The 16,185-nt window shown below is 57.0% G+C and carries 15 protein-coding genes; 8 read left to right on the top strand and 7 right to left on the bottom strand.

What is annotated here, in order from left to right:
* Nucleotides 1–6: 6 nt before the first annotated feature.
* The gene (gene greB, locus UTM25_RS17315) at nt 7–480 is read right to left on the bottom strand and encodes a transcription elongation factor GreB (protein ID WP_194401411.1); all 474 of its coding nucleotides are present in this window, start codon (nt 478–480) and stop codon (nt 7–9) included.
* A gap of 232 nt (nt 481–712) precedes the next feature.
* Here greB and ompR point away from each other — a divergent pair, with 232 nt between their 5' ends.
* Entirely contained in the window at nt 713–1,432 is a 720-nt protein-coding gene (gene ompR / locus UTM25_RS17310; RefSeq protein ID WP_001157751.1) for a two-component system response regulator OmpR, read from the top strand.
* Nucleotides 1,429–2,775 carry a two-component system sensor histidine kinase EnvZ gene (gene envZ, locus UTM25_RS17305; protein ID WP_194401412.1) on the top strand — a complete coding sequence of 449 codons (1,347 nt, stop codon included), beginning with the start codon at nt 1,429–1,431 and terminating at the stop codon, nt 2,773–2,775. Before ompR ends, envZ begins: the two co-directional genes overlap by 4 nt.
* A gap of 90 nt (nt 2,776–2,865) precedes the next feature.
* On the opposite strand, the gene pckA is transcribed toward envZ, so the two are convergent.
* The 5 genes from pckA to UTM25_RS17280 all read right to left on the bottom strand — a co-directional run bounded on the left by pckA (nt 2,866) and on the right by UTM25_RS17280 (nt 9,036).
* Complete coding sequence (pckA, locus tag UTM25_RS17300; RefSeq protein WP_194401413.1) at nt 2,866–4,485, bottom strand: phosphoenolpyruvate carboxykinase (ATP); 1,620 nt, start codon at nt 4,483–4,485, stop codon at nt 2,866–2,868.
* Between the two features lie 364 nt (nt 4,486–4,849).
* Nucleotides 4,850–5,734: an Hsp33 family molecular chaperone HslO gene (hslO, locus tag UTM25_RS17295; RefSeq protein WP_162269339.1), complete on the bottom strand. Its 885-nt coding sequence runs from the start codon at nt 5,732–5,734 to the stop codon at nt 4,850–4,852.
* A 17-nt stretch (nt 5,735–5,751) separates the two neighbouring features.
* Nucleotides 5,752–6,153: a ribosome-associated heat shock protein Hsp15 gene (gene hslR, locus UTM25_RS17290; RefSeq protein ID WP_194401414.1), complete on the bottom strand. Its 402-nt coding sequence runs from the start codon at nt 6,151–6,153 to the stop codon at nt 5,752–5,754.
* Complete coding sequence (gene yrfG, locus UTM25_RS17285) at nt 6,150–6,833, bottom strand: GMP/IMP nucleotidase (RefSeq protein WP_194401415.1); 684 nt, start codon at nt 6,831–6,833, stop codon at nt 6,150–6,152. The genes hslR and yrfG overlap by 4 nt, the downstream gene beginning before the upstream one ends.
* 67 nt (nt 6,834–6,900) lie before the next feature.
* Nucleotides 6,901–9,036 (bottom strand): intracellular growth attenuator family protein, encoded by a 2,136-nt coding sequence (locus UTM25_RS17280; RefSeq protein ID WP_194401416.1) that lies wholly within the window; start codon nt 9,034–9,036, stop codon nt 6,901–6,903.
* A 324-nt stretch (nt 9,037–9,360) separates the two neighbouring features.
* On the opposite strand from UTM25_RS17280, the gene nudE reads away from it, so the two are divergent.
* Nucleotides 9,361–9,921 carry an ADP compounds hydrolase NudE gene (gene nudE, locus UTM25_RS17275; protein ID WP_008503041.1) on the top strand — a complete coding sequence of 187 codons (561 nt, stop codon included), beginning with the start codon at nt 9,361–9,363 and terminating at the stop codon, nt 9,919–9,921.
* Nucleotides 9,922–10,009: 88 nt separating this feature from the next.
* Here the strand turns inward: nudE and mrcA are convergent, their stop codons facing one another.
* On the bottom strand, nt 10,010–12,562 hold the full coding sequence (gene mrcA, locus UTM25_RS17270; RefSeq protein WP_194401417.1) for a peptidoglycan glycosyltransferase/peptidoglycan DD-transpeptidase MrcA: 2,553 nt from the start codon (nt 12,560–12,562) through the stop codon (nt 10,010–10,012).
* A gap of 120 nt (nt 12,563–12,682) precedes the next feature.
* Here mrcA and pilM point away from each other — a divergent pair, with 120 nt between their 5' ends.
* The 5 genes from pilM to hofQ are packed head-to-tail and all read left to right on the top strand — an operon-like array spanning nt 12,683 to nt 15,953.
* On the top strand, nt 12,683–13,459 hold the full coding sequence (pilM, locus tag UTM25_RS17265) for a pilus assembly protein PilM (protein WP_320715102.1): 777 nt from the start codon (nt 12,683–12,685) through the stop codon (nt 13,457–13,459).
* On the top strand, nt 13,456–13,950 hold the full coding sequence (locus tag UTM25_RS17260; protein ID WP_194401419.1) for a PilN domain-containing protein: 495 nt from the start codon (nt 13,456–13,458) through the stop codon (nt 13,948–13,950). The genes pilM and UTM25_RS17260 overlap by 4 nt, the downstream gene beginning before the upstream one ends.
* 3 nt (nt 13,951–13,953) lie before the next feature.
* Nucleotides 13,954–14,409: a HofO gene (locus UTM25_RS17255; protein WP_194401420.1), complete on the top strand. Its 456-nt coding sequence runs from the start codon at nt 13,954–13,956 to the stop codon at nt 14,407–14,409.
* Entirely contained in the window at nt 14,399–14,803 is a 405-nt protein-coding gene (locus UTM25_RS17250; protein WP_194401421.1) for a HofP DNA utilization family protein, read from the top strand. Before UTM25_RS17255 ends, UTM25_RS17250 begins: the two co-directional genes overlap by 11 nt.
* Complete coding sequence (gene hofQ / locus UTM25_RS17245) at nt 14,730–15,953, top strand: DNA uptake porin HofQ (protein WP_233469425.1); 1,224 nt, start codon at nt 14,730–14,732, stop codon at nt 15,951–15,953. The genes UTM25_RS17250 and hofQ overlap by 74 nt, the downstream gene beginning before the upstream one ends.
* The last annotated feature ends 232 nt before the right edge of the window (nt 15,954–16,185 follow it).

Genomic DNA, 16,185 nt, shown 5'->3' with positions numbered 1-16,185 from the left:
CTCGGACTATTTTACGTAGACGATCTCATTGACGTACCAGCTGGCTTCACCACCAGGGGTCTGAACGACGGCCAGATCGCCCACTTCCTTTTTCAGCAGCGCGCGGGCCATCGGGGAGTCGATGGAGATGTAATCCTTACGACCAAAAATTTCATCGTAGCCGACAATGCGAAAACGCAGAGTGTCGCCATCGTCGTTTTCAATCTCCACCCACGCGCCGAAGAACACTTTGCCCTCCTGCTGCGGGGAGTAATCGACAATTTTGAGATTCTCGAGGCACTTCGTCAGATAGCGAACCCGGCGGTCAATTTCGCGCAGCCGCTTTTTGTTGTACTGGTAGTCAGCGTTTTCGCTGCGATCGCCCAGGCTTGCCGCCCAGGTCACCTTTTTGGTTACTTCAGGACGCTCTTCGCGCCAGAGGTAATCCATCTCTTTTTTGAGATTTTCGTACCCTTCGCGGGTGATCAGGGGCGTTTTCATGGTAAAGCCTTTGCTGCCTGCCGGTTAACTGTCTTGCGCACAATACGTACCACACAGTGTAACAGACAGGATTAATAATGATTTATGTGATGAAATGAGCAGATAAGCTGCTGTTAAATATGCTTTGTAACAATTTCGACTAGAATTTATACCAGAATTAACTGGTCGAATACGTGCACTTTTTTAGAATACGCTGTTACAAAGACTATCCGAACCTTTGGGAGTACACACAATGCAAGAGAACTACAAAATTCTGGTCGTGGATGACGACATGCGCCTGCGCGCGCTGCTGGAACGTTATCTGACCGAGCAGGGCTTCCAGGTTCGTAGCGTCGCGAACGCTGAGCAGATGGACCGTCTGCTGACCCGTGAATCTTTCCACCTGATGGTTCTCGACCTGATGCTGCCTGGCGAAGACGGGCTTTCTATTTGCCGCCGTCTGCGCAGCCAGAGCAACCCGATGCCGATCATCATGGTGACGGCGAAGGGCGAAGAAGTTGACCGTATCGTGGGCCTCGAAATCGGCGCGGACGACTATATTCCAAAACCGTTTAACCCGCGTGAACTGCTGGCGCGTATTCGCGCTGTTCTCCGCCGTCAGGCGAACGAACTGCCTGGTGCACCGTCGCAGGAAGAAGCCGTCATCGCCTTCGGCAAGTTCAAGCTGAACCTCGGCACGCGCGAGATGTTCCGTGAAGATGAGCCAATGCCGCTCACCAGCGGCGAGTTTGCGGTACTGAAAGCGCTGGTCAGCCACCCGCGTGAACCGCTTTCCCGTGACAAGCTGATGAACCTGGCGCGCGGTCGCGAATACTCCGCAATGGAACGCTCCATTGACGTGCAGATCTCTCGCCTGCGCCGCATGGTGGAAGAAGATCCTGCGCATCCTCGTTATATTCAGACCGTATGGGGTCTGGGCTACGTGTTCGTCCCGGACGGCTCTAAAGCATGAGGCGAATGCGCTTCTCGCCGCGTAGCTCGTTTGCCCGCACCCTGTTACTGATCGTCACCCTGCTGTTCGTCAGCCTGGTGACGACCTATCTGGTGGTGCTGAACTTTGCGATCCTGCCGAGCCTCCAGCAGTTTAATAAGGTCCTGGCCTACGAAGTCCGTATGCTGATGACCGATAAACTGCAGCTGGAGGACGGCACGCAGCTCGTCGTTCCCCCGGCGTTTCGCCGTGAAATCTACCGTGAGCTGGGCATTTCGCTCTACTCCAACGAAGCGGCGGAAGACGCTGGCCTGCGCTGGGCGCAGCACTACGAATTTCTCAGCCAGCAGATGGCGCAGCAGCTGGGAGGCCCGACGGAAGTGCGCGTTGAGGTCAACAAAAGCTCGCCCGTCGTCTGGCTGAAAACCTGGCTGTCACCCAATATCTGGGTGCGCGTTCCGCTGACCGAAATCCATCAGGGCGACTTCTCGCCGCTGTTCCGCTACACCCTGGCGATTATGCTGCTGGCGATAGGCGGTGCGTGGCTATTTATCCGTATACAGAACCGACCGCTGGTCGACCTGGAGCACGCCGCGCTGCAGGTCGGTAAAGGGATTATTCCACCTCCGCTGCGCGAGTATGGCGCCTCAGAAGTGCGTTCGGTGACGCGCGCGTTTAACCATATGGCGGCAGGCGTGAAGCAGCTGGCGGATGACCGTACGCTGCTGATGGCGGGCGTAAGCCATGACCTGCGCACGCCGCTGACGCGTATTCGTCTGGCGACGGAGATGATGGGGGAAGAGGACGGTTATCTCGCAGAGTCCATCAACAAAGACATCGAAGAGTGTAATGCCATCATCGAGCAGTTCATCGACTACCTGCGCACCGGGCAGGAGATGCCGATGGAGATGGCGGATCTGAACGCGGTGCTGGGCGAGGTGGTGGCGGCGGAAAGCGGCTACGAGCGGGAGATTGATACCGACCTGCAGGCCGGTGAAATTCAGGTACGCATGCACCCGCTCTCCATTAAGCGCGCGGTGGCGAACATGGTGGTCAACGCGGCGCGCTACGGCAATGGCTGGATTAAAGTCAGCAGCGGGTCTGAACTCAACCGCGCCTGGTTCCAGGTGGAAGACGACGGTCCGGGCATCAAGCCCGAGCAGCGTAAGCATCTGTTCCAGCCGTTTGTCCGCGGCGACAGCGCGCGCAGCACCAGCGGTACAGGCTTAGGCCTGGCGATTGTTCAGCGTATTATCGATAACCACAACGGACTGCTGGAGATTGGCACCAGCGAGCGGGGGGGATTGAGCATTCGCGCCTGGCTGCCGGTTCCGGTGACGCGGGGGCTGGTGAAAGAGGGATAGTGCGGTCTGATGCCCGCAACCCGGCTCTCTCCCACGGGGAGAGGGAGAAAACATTAAAAAAGGCAACTTTCGTTGCCTTTTTGCTTTTACCTACAGCTTCGGTCCTGCGCTCACCAGCGCAGCACCCGCCGGAGTATCGGTATACTTCTCGAAGTTCTCGATAAACAGCTTCGCCAGCGATTCCGCCTTCTCACGCCACTGTTCCGGAGACCCGTACGTATTGCGCGGGTCAAGGGTATGCGTATCCACACCCGGCAGCGACGTTGGGATCGCCAGGTCAAACATCGGCAGCGTGAAGGTTTCAGCGTCGTCCAGAGAACCATCCAGAATGGCGTCGATAATGGCGCGGGTATCTTTGATGGAGATACGTTTGCCGGTACCGTTCCAGCCGGTGTTCACCAGGTAGGCCTGCGCGCCGGATGCCTGCATGCGTTTCACCAGAACTTCAGCGTACTGCGTCGGGTGCAGCGACAGGAAGGCCGCGCCGAAGCAGGCGGAGAAGGTTGGAGTTGGCTCCGTCACGCCGCGCTCGGTACCCGCCAGCTTGGCGGTGAAGCCGGAGAGGAAGTGGTACTGCGTCTGGCTGGCAGTCAGGCGAGACACCGGAGGCAGTACGCCGAACGCGTCCGCCGTCAGGAAAATGACCTTCGTGGCATGACCCGCTTTTGATACCGGCTTCACGATATTGTCGATGTGGTAGATCGGGTAAGAAACGCGGGTGTTTTCCGTTTTCGACGCATCGTCGAAGTCGATGGAGCCGTCGGCACGCACGGTGACGTTTTCCAGCAGCGCATCGCGACGGATCGCGTGGAAGATATCCGGCTCGGCCTCTTCAGACAGGCGAATGGTCTTCGCGTAGCAGCCGCCTTCAAAGTTGAATACGCCGTCGTCATCCCAGCCGTGTTCGTCATCGCCAATCAGGCGACGTTTTGGATCGGTGGACAGAGTGGTTTTTCCGGTGCCGGACAGGCCAAAGAACACCGCCACGTCGCCTTTTTCACCGACGTTCGCCGAGCAGTGCATGGAGGCGATGCCCCGCAGCGGCAGCAGGTAGTTCATAACCGAGAACATCCCTTTCTTCATTTCGCCGCCGTACCAGGTACCGCCGATCAGCTGGATACGCTCGGTCAGATTGAAGGCCACAAAGTTTTCGGAGTTCAGACCCTGCTCTTTCCACTGTGGGTTCGTGCATTTTGCGCCGTTCATCACGATGAAATCAGGGGTGAAATCCTGCAGCTCTTCGTCGGTCGGACGAATGAACATGTTCTTCACGAAATGCGCCTGCCAGGCCACTTCGGTAATAAAGCGTACGGAAAGACGGGTGTCGGCGTTAGCGCCGCAGAAAGCGTCGACAATGAACAGACGCTTGCCGGAAAGTTGATGGGTGACGAGCCCTTTCAGGTGCTGCCAGGTTTCCGGGGAGAGCGGTTTGTTGTCGTTCTTCCCTTTGCCCTTGTCAGCCCACCACAGCGTATCGCGGGTGGTTTCGTCTCGGACGATATACTTATCTTTCGGCGAACGACCGGTAAAGATACCGGTATCGACGGCGATAGCACCAAGATTCGTCAACACACCACGCTCGTATCCTTCCAGTGCTGGATTGAGCTCTTCCTGATACAGCGTATCGTAGTCGGGGTTGTAGACGATTTCCTGGACGTCGTGAATACCATAAGCCTTGAGATCTTGCGGGGTTAAACCAGTAACACGCATATCACTGCTCCTTAGCCAATATGTACTGCCTGAAATTGTAGGGTTTTTCTGAGGTTGTTAACCGCGACGGGGCTCATAGATTTACGCATCTGGAGAAAACCCTTACTAACGGAAAACGCTGCGACTCCAGTCACAGCGCAGGCGGATTATCGCAGGAATCGCTTTTTGGTTGGGGAAAATGTTCCGAAAAGGTTAAAGAGTGGTGATTTTATCGGAAAGAATGTGAATGTAATCGCATACACGTAAGAAAATTACGTAAGAGTTACATTAGGAAAACGATTCAGCTTGAGGGGGGTGTTTTACCCTCTCCCTAACCCTCTCCTGGAGGGAGAGGGAACTGGATAAGGGTAACGGTAAGACGGGATTAGTGAACCTGCGGATCCGCCGGGGAGGCGTTGTTGCGGATCTCAGCGATATCCATCGAATTGAACACGTAGTGCGTACCGCAGTAGTCACAGTGCATATCAATTTCGCCATCTTCCGCCATGATGCTGTCGATCTCTTCATCCGGCAGGGTTTTCAGTGCGCCAGCGCAGCGCTCGCGGGAGCAGGTGCACTTAAATTCCACCGCCTGCGGGTCGTAGACCGTCACTTCTTCTTCGTGGTACAGACGCCACAGCACGTCGGTCGCTGACAGGTTGAACAGCTCTTCCGCTTTGATGGTTTCGGTCAGCGTCGCCAGGTGCTCAAAGTCATTGGTCTGTGCGTCCTGCGCAGGCAGAACCTGCAGCAGCATACCGCCGGCAGCAGGCTGACCGTCCACTTCACCGGTGCGGATGAAGAGACGCGTCGGCAGCTGTTCAGAACGCATGAAGTAATCTTCCAGGCAGGCTGCCAGGGTATCGCCTTCCAGGCCCACCACGCCCTGATAGCGCTCGCCTTCCTCAGGGGAGATGGTGATCACCAGGTAGCCATTACCCACCAGCGTTTTGAGGTCTGCATTTTCAGGCACGTCGCCCTGAACGCGCGCCACGCCGCGCATCTGCTGCTGGTTATTGCCGTTGATTACCGCCAGCGTCATCGGGCCGTCACCCTGCAGCTGCACGGTGATATCACCGGCAAACTTCAGCGTCGCCGTCAGCAGGCTGGTGGCAACCAGCAGTTCGCCCAACAGGGTCTTCACCGGCAGCGGGTAGTTGTGGTTTTCCAGAATCTGTTTCCAGGTTTCGGATACGGTGACCAGCTCGCCGCGCACGGCGAATTGTTCAAACAGATAGCGGTGTAATTGGTCGTGTTGGGCCATTTTCATCTCTCGTGCGGGTGAGGTTAATCAGTCTCACCGTGTTTAAATTTCATCAGGTCGCGGCGCTCTTTTTTATCCGGTCGCCGGTCCGGGTGGGGCATCGTCAGCGCGTTCATTTTGCGCGCCAGCGCGGTCTTCTCGCGCTTTTCAATGCTCTCCGCCGTCTCTTCATAAAGCAGTACGGCTTCCGCAGCAGGTCGACGCTGTTCGGTAACGGCTTTAATCACCACAGTACGTTCATCGTTGCCCTGACGCAGCGTTAAGGTGGCATTCAGCTCAACCAGCTTGCTCGGTTTGCTGCGCTGGCCGTTGTAATGCACTTTTCCGCCGTCAACCATCTCGCGGGCAAGGGCGCGTGTTTTATAAAAACGCGCTGCCCACAGCCATTTATCCAGTCTTACCCCGTCAGCGGGTTTTTCTTTCATGGCGTCTCCTTCACGGTCAGTGAGGGGATCATCTGGCGATAGTCGTTTAGTCCAGGGTGGCGCAGATAGCTTTTTTCAGCCAGGCCAGAGTCAGGATTGGTCACGCCCAGACAGTAGCGAATGCCAAACCTAGCCGCGGAATCCAGAATGGGCTCGCTGTCATCAATGAACAACGTACGTTCTGGCTCCAAACCCGTCTCTTCCCTCACCGCATGCCACAACCGCTGATCCTCTTTCGGATAACCAAATGTGTGGGTGGAAAGTAATAAATCAAGGTGTGACGCCAGGCCGGTATGCTCCAGCTTCACCGCCAGATTATGTGGATGCGCGTTGGTCAGCAAAATACGGCGCTTGCCGCTTGCTTTCAGTGCATCCAGAAAGGGCACGGTATCCTCGCGCAGAACGGCGCGCGGGCCCTGGGCGGTGGTCATGGCACAAATATCCAAACCGAGGCGCTCGCTCCAGTAGTCAAGACAGTACCAGTTTAGCGTATGTTGCACCGCGCTATATTGCGAACGAATGAATGCCTGCGCTTCCGCCGGGGAGATCCCCTGCTGCTCGCCATAGGTTTCTGGAACCAGCGTTTGCCAGAAATAGTTATCAAAGGCGAGATCGAGCAGCGTACCGTCCATATCCAGCAGAACGGTATCTACCTCCTGCCAGGCGATATCAAGATGCATAAGGGGGAACTCCAGCCAGAAGGAACGTGCGCGACAGGGTAGCACATCTTGCCGCGCAACGACGTTATCAGATCAGGCTCTCAGACGAGGGGATCAGCTTAGGATTGAGGCAGTTTTCATAATACTGCTGGATGTCGGCAAGCCGGGTGCGCGAGCGCTGGTAGCGGCGCAGGGCCATAAAGCCGTTCCAGAAAATGGCGATCAGCATCGCGGTCATCAGCAGAGAGGTGCCGATGTAACGCCACAAGCCTGCGCTATCCGGCATCCGGTGCAGGCCGATATGGCGAGTGCCGTTGGCGTCGGTATAAATACTCGTGACAATCCCTTCGGCGCTGAACGGCGTTTGCATCAGCATCTGCGCCAGGCGCTGGAACTGGCTCCACTGCTCCTGAGCCGGGTAGTCATAAAGCGCAACCTGCGGGTAGGGCTGATCGACCAGGTCGCTGCCTTCATCGCTTGCTATTACAAAGCCGCCCGGCGCCGGGCTGTTCAGCGCCTGAGCCGCGCGGGTGGTCTCGCGCATCATGAACGGAGACGTCGAGGTGGCGACCAGGTTATCCAGCGATTCAGCGCTCACCGGACGCAGCAGGACATTAACGCCATCCAGTCGTCCCGCTTCGGCGCGTTTTACCAGCGAGTCCCAGTCTTTGCTGTTCCCCAGGTTTACCAGGGCGTTTTTAAGGCGTATGCACTCATCCTGAGAGGAGCATAAATCCTGCGTTTTCAGGACGATGTCACCAAAATCATCCAGCAGAATCATGCCTGATTTCTGAATGGCCGAGCGCAGCGCGGGGCTGACGCGCGAATCATCGTCCGGTTTCGGATGCAGCTGGCGGTTAACCGTCTGGGTAAGAGCCGTGGCCTTATTCACCACTTCGGATTCCGGCAGCGGCAGCGGCGGCGCGTCGTTCCAGATAATTTGCGAGCAGTCGAACGGCATGAACGGCGAGCTCTGACGCGTGTTCCACGCTCCCGGGGTGTGAATATTACACATCCCGGTTCCCTTCAGGCGCAGCGTGTCCCCCACGCGCACACCGGCTTCATCCAGTTTGTTGACGCTGGTCGCTTCGATGGTTTGCGCCCCTTTTATCCACGAAAGGGTGAATTTGATGGGCATATCCAGCGGCACGAAAAGCAGCAGCATGACAAAGACCAGCGCGGCACCGCCGGCAATGACCGTACTGCGTAACCAGTGCTGAAGCGGGAAATTTTTCACTTCATCATGCAGAGATAAAAATCGGCCCTGACGCACAACATGGCGATCAAGGTAGATATCAATATCGGTTTTCTGTCCTAAATCCTGCGCAATCCATGGCTGCCAGTGGCGCGGGTAGATAAGGTCGATAATGCCGAGCGAGATATTGTTGAGATGCTCCTGATCGTTTTCACCAAACAGACCCCAGCGCTTCGGCGTCCCGCGCAGGCAGTGGATCTCGCGCAACGAGGTTTTAGCCGGTGGAGCAAAGAGACCCCAAAGCCCGCCGGCCAGCAGCAGCACCGCGCCGCCAGCCAGCCAGGGGACAAACACATCCGGCGTCAGCAGGCAGATGAAAAAGAGCAGGAAGGCAGCAACGATGAGAATGGCTTCACGGATGCCGTCCGGGCGGCTCAGGGCATACTCTTCATGCGTTTCCTGGCGAATGTTCAGCAGTTCGATCTGCTCTGTCTCTTCGCCACGAATGGACGCCTGCGTTGAACTCGCGCGCTCCAGCGCAAAACGCGGGGCTTCCTGAAGGTATTCATTCAGCGTATGGCCGTTAAGCGTGATAACCAGAGGCAATGAATCGGTGTGGATCAGTTCAACGCTGTTTTCGTCAGTAATGTATTGCTCCCAGGACGGGGGCAGATGCACTTCGACGGAATCAAGGTAATAGCGCCATTTGTTGGGGTCATCAGTGGTGATGCCATAGCGCGTGATGGAGCGCGTCACGCAGAGCACGGTATCACTTTGCGCATTAAGCTTGAGCGCGACGGGCGCAGCGGTGGCTCCCGTTGGCCCAGGCGTTAACTGAGTACGGTTCAGGATTTCGAGATAGTTTTCAACCGCATCGCGCTCGTCCTGCGTGAGTTTACGCGTGCTCGCACCCGCAAATGCATTTAAAAACGGCAGACGATAACGGCGCTGTACGCGGCGCCTGTACAACCATCCTGCAACAAACGCACCGGCCAGCATAGCAGCGAGAACAATCAAAATGGTGCTCATGCTTTCCCCATCTTACTTATCTTCTTACAGGTGTAGTCAGTAGCACCTTTACATTGAATGAGAGTCTGTGGCTGGCTATCGGCAAGCATGGAGTCGAACTTGAGCATTCTGAAGCGCATCCCAGTGACCGGTGATGATAGCAAAGCCTGTTATGGCGCGATATCAGCAAATTCCTGGAAACATTTCAACCTCTTGACATTTGTTTTGAATTGAGGATTGATCCCAGTTACGTTGCATAAATGTAAATAAAGAACGATTGACATTGCCGAAACCGTGCGGCATATCGCACAATAACGCCAGTTCTCACTGCTAAGACCCATCAAGATGAGCAAACCACTACAAAAACCCACCATTCTGAATGTTGAAACTGTCGCCAAATCGCGCCTGTTTAATGTCGAAAGTGTGGACCTGGAGTTCAGCAACGGTGTGCGTCGCGTTTATGAACGTATGCGCCCCTCTTCGCGCGAAGCGGTGATGATTGTTCCCATTGTCGACGATCATCTGATTTTGATCCGCGAATACGCTGTGGGAACGGAATCTTACGAGCTTGGGTTCTCGAAAGGGCTTATCGACCCGGGTGAAACCGTCTTTGAAGCGGCAAACCGCGAGCTAAAAGAAGAGGTGGGCTTTGGTGCGAATGAGCTTTCATTCCTGAAAAAGCTGAGCATGGCGCCGTCCTATTTTTCAAGCAAAATGAATATCGTGGTGGCTGAAGACCTCTATCCTGAATCGCTGGAAGGGGATGAGCCGGAGCCGCTGCCGCAGGTTCGCTGGCCGCTAGCGCACCTGATGGATCTGCTGGAAGACCCTGACTTTAATGAGGCTCGCAACGTGAGCGCGCTGTTCCTGGTACGGGAATGGTTGAAGGGGCAGGGGCGACTGTAGTGGCCTGATGCCCTCACCCCACCCCTCTCCCACGGGAGAGGGAGCAAATACAAAAACGGCAACCAGAGGTTGCCGTTTTGCTTTGTTGTCAGAACAGCTCGTGCGTCTCGCCGTTATCAATAATCTCTGTCCCCACCTCGTGCACCGCCTGCGTGGTTGGCTGCGTGCCCTCGATGAAATACTCTTCGCGACTATTACCGCCGTTGGCGAGCTGACCGGTGCTGCGGTCGATATTAACCGTTACCACGCCTGGCGGTGGCGTTAACGGCTGCTCCGGCACGCCTTCAAGAACGGACTTCATGTAGGCGTCCCAGGCCGGCTGCGCGCTCTTCGCTCCGCCTTCGTAGCCGGAAATCTGATCTTTAATCGCTCCTGACGCCGTTGTACGGCCTAAGTCACGGCGGTGATCGTCGAAACCGATCCAGACTGAGGTCACCACACCCGGCCCGTAGCCGGAGAACCACGCATCTTTCGAGCTGTTGGTTGTCCCCGTTTTACCGCCGATATCATGGCGCTGCAAATCACGTCCTGCGCGCCAGCCTGTGCCCTGCCAGCCCGGTTCACCGAAGATATTGGTGTTCAGCGCGCTTTTGATCAGGAACGACAGCGGCGTATTGATCACGTGCGGGGCATACTCCGGTGCACCGGTCTGTGCCACCAGCGACTGGTTAGCCTGCTCGAGCTGCGGCTGCGGCACGACGCCGTTCTGCTGCTCCTGAGACACGGCAGGGTCTTCCATGTCCTTGTTTTCAAGCACGTCGGATTTCGGCGTATTGCCATAAATGACCGGAATATCGCAGTCAGGGCAGGCAATCTTCGGCTTCGCTTCGAACAGCACGCCGCCCTGATCGTTTTCAATCTTGCTGATGAAGTACGGGTCAATCAGGAAGCCGCCGTTGGCCATCACCGAGTACCCGCGTGCGACCTGAAGCGGCGTAAACGAGGCGGAGCCTAACGCCAGCGACTCGGTGCGAACGATGTTCTGCGCCGGGAAACCGAAGCGCTGCAGATACTCTGCGGCATAGTCGACGCCCATCGCGCGCATGGCGCGCACCATCACCACGTTTTTCGACTGTCCCAGACCCTGACGGAGGCGTATAGGACCGGCATACTCCGCAGGGGAGTTCTTCGGCTGCCAGTCGGAACCGGCACCGGCATCCCAGCGGGAGATTGGCACGTCGTTAAGGATGCTGGCGAGGGTCAAGCCTTTATCCATCGCTGCCGTGTAGAGGAACGGTTTGATATTGGAACCGACCTGACGCAGCGCCTGGGTGGCGCGGTTAAATTTGCTCTGGTTGAAATCAAACCCGCCGACCAGGGCCAGGATGGCACCGTTCTGTGGATTGATAGAGACCAGGGCCGAGTTGACGTCCGGCACCTGTGCCAGCCACCAGGATTCGCCTACCTTGCGCACCCAGATTTGCTGTCCGGTCTGGACGGCATCGGTCACTTTACGCGGCGTTGCGCCCTGCAGGGTATCCGAGCGGTAAGGACGCGCCCAGCGGATACCGTCCATACGCAGCGAGACGGAAGTACCGTCCGCGAGCGTCGCAACGGCTTCCTGAGGATCGGCCTGCGTCACCACGGCAGGAAGGAGCGGACCATAGGTTGGCAGCGCCTTCAGCGTACTGGTGATTTTTTTACTGTCCCACGCGCTTTCGCCCACTTTCCAGAGCACGTTTGACGGGCCGCGGTAGCCGTGACGCATATCGTAGTCCATCACGTTGTTCCGCACCGCTTCCTGAGCCGCCTGCTGGACCTTACGGGTGACGGTGGTGTACACGCGATAGCCATCTTCGTAGGCCTTGTCACCATAGCGATTCACCATCTCCTGGCGAACCATTTCGGTCAGGTAAGGAGATGCGAAGGCGATTTCAGGGGCGTGGTAGTTAGCGTCAATAACATCGTTACGCGCCTGGTCGTACTCGCTCTGGCTGATGTAGCCTTCGCTCAGCATACGTGACAGAACGACGTTACGGCGTGCGGTGGCGCGATCGAGCGAGTAGAGCGGGTTAAACGTGGACGGCGCTTTCGGCAGACCGGCAATGGTTGCCATTTCGCTTAAGGTGAGTTGCTCAACGGGCTTACCGAAGTACACCTGTGCGGCAGCCCCCACGCCATAGGCTCGGTAACCCAGGTAGATTTTGTTGAGGTACAGCTCAAGGATTTCGTCTTTGCTCAGCAGCTGCTCAATACGGATCGCGAGGAACACCTCTTTGATCTTACGCATCAGCGTCTTTTCAGGGCTGAGGAAGAAGTTACGCGCCAGCTGCTGCGTAATGGTACTCGCCCCCTGAGAGGCGTGACCAGAGAATAACGCAATGCTCGCGGCACGGAAAATCCCCACCGGATCGACACCGTGGTGCTCGTAAAAACGGCTGTCCTCCGTGGCGATAAAGGCTTTTACCATCACGGGTGGAATTTGGTTTAAGGTCAGCGGAATACGACGCTTCTCGCCATACTGCGCCATCAGCTCGCCATCGGCGCTATAGACTTGCATCGGGATCTGGAGGCGCACATCGCGAAGCGTGGCGACATCAGGTAGCTGTGGCTCAATATATTTGTATAAACCGTAAATCGAGCCTGCTCCCAGCAGAATGCAACAGACTGCAAGGATGAATAAATACTTTACGAACTTCACCGGAGATTTCCCATTTGGTTTCACTTGGGCAGTTTCTAAACAATCGCGCGGTAGTATAAAGGCAAGCCTGATTCATTGATATAGCCGTCAACCCGACGGGCGATAAGGAGATCGTGAAGCATGGCTTTCAAAACATGGCAAACGGGCGTTCATATTCAACAGGATAGGGTGCGGATCGTCGCCTTGGCCCGGGAGAAGTCGGGCTGGTGCTTGCGCCGCTGGTGGGCGATTCCTCTGGACGAGGGCATCATTCGTGACGGCAAAATTTGTCAGCCAGAACAGCTGGTTGATGCGTTACGCGACTGGCGGAAAACGCTGCCGCACTACCACCGGGTGTTCCTCTCTTTCCCGGCAGCACGCACTCTGCAACGGTCGCTCCCCCGCCCGACCATTGCGCTGCGCGACAGCGAGCAGCTCTCATGGCTTGGCGCGGCGCTCGCGCGCGAACTGGAGATGTCTGCCGATACGCTCTGTTTCGATTACGCGCAGGATACCTTCAGCAATACCTTTCACGTGACCGCCGCGCAAAACAACGAGATCGACACCCTACTGGTGCTGGCGAAAACGCTGCGTTTGCGGCTGGTGGCCATTACGCCGGATGCCAGCGCGCTGGCGAATCTTCTTCCCGCAGTGGCGCCAGCGACGTGCGTCGCCTTGCGGGACGATCGGCAGTGGCTGTGGGCGATGCGTCACCAGTGGGGACGCCGCTTTACCACAGAAGCCGAAAGCGTGGCCGAGCTGGCGGCGCTGCTGGCGCTTGGCCCGGATGACATCGCGCTGTTTGATAGCCGACGCGATCCGTGGGAAATCCTGGAGCGCTGCCATGCCCCGCTACCGGGCTGCGGCGCTGATTATACCGTTGCGCTGGCGCTGGCCATGAGCGAGGTGCCCGGATGAGCCTCATGAACTTTCTGCCCTGGCGACAGCAGCGGCGCGCACGATGCTTGCGTTTCTGGGGGGCAATGTGTGTCGGCACCGTGCTGTTGATGTTCGCGGTCATTTTCTGCCTGCGGATAAACCCTGTTATGAGGCTGCACGCGCTACAAACGGAGCTGACGGGAATACAGACCGTGCAGCACGCGCTTGCCTCCCGGCAGAAACTCGCCTCACAGGCGCAGAAGCCAGCGCAGACACGTCAACAACGCGCATGGCAACCGGTGCTGGAATCCCTTTCCCGCGCCACTCCTTCACAGGTCTGGCTGACAGAGCTTCGCTATCAGCCTCCTGCTCTGACGCTGAGCGGGTATGCCATAACCCTGCCAGCCCTGTCTGCTCTGCGCGATGCGCTGGGCCAAATGGCGGGTTTTACGCCCGGGACGGCGGGTGAGCTTCGGCAGGATAGCCAGGGGCGCTGGATGTTCACCCTCCACCTTAAAAGCGAGGGATAACGGATGGATACCCTGTTAGAACGCTGGTGCGAAAGCCGTCCCTGGTATCGGGTTCTATTCTGGTGTCTGGGGAGCCTCCTGGCAGGACTGGCCGCGTGGGGCACCTTGCTCAGACCGCTAGAAAGGCAGTGTGCTGAACGACAACGCCAGCTGATTCAGGACGCGAGGACGAACGCGGCGTTATGGCCTGTCGTCAGAAAGGCGCCGTTTCGACCGAAAACAACGGAAGCACGGGAGCTGACGCCATTTTACCCGCTCGATTTTCAGGGCGATGGCGCGACGCTGGTTCACTGGAAGCCGCTGCAGAACGGAGGGGAACTGATGCTGGATATGGAGTGGCAGGCTCTCCCGGCGCTTTTTGCCCGGCTGGCGCAGCGGAATGTGCAGATCGCCGCTTTCACGATTTCGCCAGAAGGTTCGGCATTACGCCTGCGGCTGGAGCTGGAACATGCGAAATAGCGCGCGATATTTGCTGGTTTGCTCAGCGCTGCTTTTGACCGGCATGCGCGATCCGTTTCGCCCGCCGGACGATCCCTGCGCCATAGGCGAGCTGGCGCAGTGGCGATACCGCGGCATGGTGGGAGGACAGCAGGCTATCGGCATTTTACAGGATGGGCAAAAGCGCTGGTACCGCCTGAAAATGCATGAGCGCTTCCCGGCAGGCTGGACGATAACAGCCATCAATGAAACGGAACTGGTTGTTGATGTGGGTGACACATGTGAACCAGAAAAATGGACGTGGCAACGAGAAGGAACGGATAAGAATGAATTTACGGATAATGCTGTGGCTGCTGGCGTTCAGCCATCCGCTGTGGGCCGCCGCGCCAAAACCGGTCACGCTGGTGGTGGATGACGTACCTGTAGTCCAGGTGCTGCAGAGCCTGGTTGCACAGGAGAACCGAAATCTGGTGATATCGCCTGACGTCGGCGGCACGCTTTCGCTCAACCTGACGCGCGTCCCCTGGCGTCAAGCGTTACAGACGGTTGTCACCAGCGCTGGCCTTGTTTTGCGAGAGGAGGGCGGCATTTTTTATGTTCATACCGCGGCCTGGCAGCGTGAACAGCAGGAGCGCTCAGAACAGGAGCGGACCCGTCGACAGCTTGATGCGCCGCTGGTGTCTCACAGCATCGCTTTGTCCTATGCCGATGCCGGAGAGCTGCAAAAAGACGCGGAAAAGCTCCTGAGCCCCAAGGGAAGTTTGTCTCTCGACAAACGCACCAACCGGCTGCTGATTCGGGATAACCAGACGGTGGTGGAGACGCTGCAGCGCTGGGCCGCTCAGATGGATATTCCCGTCGAACAGGTCGAGCTGGCGGCGCATATTGTGACCATTAATGAAAAAAGCCTGCGTGAGCTGGGGGTGAAGTGGAATCTCGCCGACGCCGCCGACGCGGGCAAGGTTGGTCAGCTCACCACGCTTGGCAGCGATCTTTCCGTCGCCAGTGCCACCAGCCACGTGGGTTTTAACATCGGACGGATCAATGGTCGGCTGCTGGATCTGGAGCTCTCTGCGCTGGAGCAAAAACAGCAGGTCGATATCATCGCCAGCCCGCGACTGCTGGCCTCGCATATGCAGCCGGCCAGCATCAAGCAGGGGAGTGAAATCCCGTATCAGGTCTCAAGCGGTGAAAGCGGTGCAACCTCCGTTGAGTTTAAAGAGGCGGTATTAGGAATGGAGGTCACACCGGTGGTCTTACCGGGTGGGCGCGTGCGCCTGAAATTGCACATCAGCGAAAATATGCCGGGACAGATTCTGCAGCAGGCTGACGGCGAAACGCTGGCGATCGACAAACAGGAGATAGAAACCCAGGTGGAGGTAAAAAGTGGAGAAACGCTGGCGTTGGGTGGAATTTTTTCGCAGAAGAACAAAACCGGCAGCGACAGCGTGCCGGGGCTGGGGAAAATCCCCTGGCTTGGACAGCTTTTTCGCCACGATGGTAAGGATAATGAACGGCGCGAGCTAGTGGTGTTTATTACACCACGTCTGGTCGGTATTCGCTGACGGGTAACGATCCCCGCAATGATTTTGCATTCAGTTTGTTGCAGATGTTTGACGTGGGGCATGAATTAGCATACAAGGAGTACCGATTTGAGTTGGACTTACGTCTTATTACCTTATGCGCCCGACGCGGTGATTTAATCAGTTGCCAAACAAGCCGGAGTATTGAGATAATTTTTAGTCTGACTCTCGCTCTATTGCATATGAGGTTTCAGTTCATGTCCTGCTACGCTGG

Origin of the sequence: Enterobacter sp. 61D5 (assembly GCF_034107965.1) — a bacterium.
In the GTDB taxonomy this organism is placed as follows: domain Bacteria; phylum Pseudomonadota; class Gammaproteobacteria; order Enterobacterales; family Enterobacteriaceae; genus Enterobacter; species Enterobacter cloacae_M.
This window is presented reverse-complemented; position numbering and strand designations above follow the sequence as displayed.

Bases quoted from the DNA above. Each gene is read 5' to 3' on its own strand.
- greB (WP_194401411.1), bottom strand. From the start codon at position 480: ATGAAAACGCCCCTGATCACCCGCGAAGGGTACGAAAATCTCAAAAAA.
- ompR (WP_001157751.1), top strand. From the start codon at position 713: ATGCAAGAGAACTACAAAATTCTGGTCGTGGATGACGACATGCGCCTG.
- envZ (WP_194401412.1), top strand. From the start codon at position 1,429: ATGAGGCGAATGCGCTTCTCGCCGCGTAGCTCGTTTGCCCGCACCCTG.
- pckA (WP_194401413.1), bottom strand. From the start codon at position 4,485: ATGCGTGTTACTGGTTTAACCCCGCAAGATCTCAAGGCTTATGGTATT.
- hslO (WP_162269339.1), bottom strand. From the start codon at position 5,734: ATGAAAATGGCCCAACACGACCAATTACACCGCTATCTGTTTGAACAA.
- hslR (WP_194401414.1), bottom strand. From the start codon at position 6,153: ATGAAAGAAAAACCCGCTGACGGGGTAAGACTGGATAAATGGCTGTGG.
- yrfG (WP_194401415.1), bottom strand. From the start codon at position 6,833: ATGCATCTTGATATCGCCTGGCAGGAGGTAGATACCGTTCTGCTGGAT.
- UTM25_RS17280 (WP_194401416.1), bottom strand. From the start codon at position 9,036: ATGAGCACCATTTTGATTGTTCTCGCTGCTATGCTGGCCGGTGCGTTT.
- nudE (WP_008503041.1), top strand. From the start codon at position 9,361: ATGAGCAAACCACTACAAAAACCCACCATTCTGAATGTTGAAACTGTC.
- pilM (WP_320715102.1), top strand. From the start codon at position 12,683: ATGGCTTTCAAAACATGGCAAACGGGCGTTCATATTCAACAGGATAGG.
- UTM25_RS17260 (WP_194401419.1), top strand. From the start codon at position 13,456: ATGAGCCTCATGAACTTTCTGCCCTGGCGACAGCAGCGGCGCGCACGA.
- UTM25_RS17255 (WP_194401420.1), top strand. From the start codon at position 13,954: ATGGATACCCTGTTAGAACGCTGGTGCGAAAGCCGTCCCTGGTATCGG.
- UTM25_RS17250 (WP_194401421.1), top strand. From the start codon at position 14,399: ATGCGAAATAGCGCGCGATATTTGCTGGTTTGCTCAGCGCTGCTTTTG.
- hofQ (WP_233469425.1), top strand. From the start codon at position 14,730: ATGCTGTGGCTGCTGGCGTTCAGCCATCCGCTGTGGGCCGCCGCGCCA.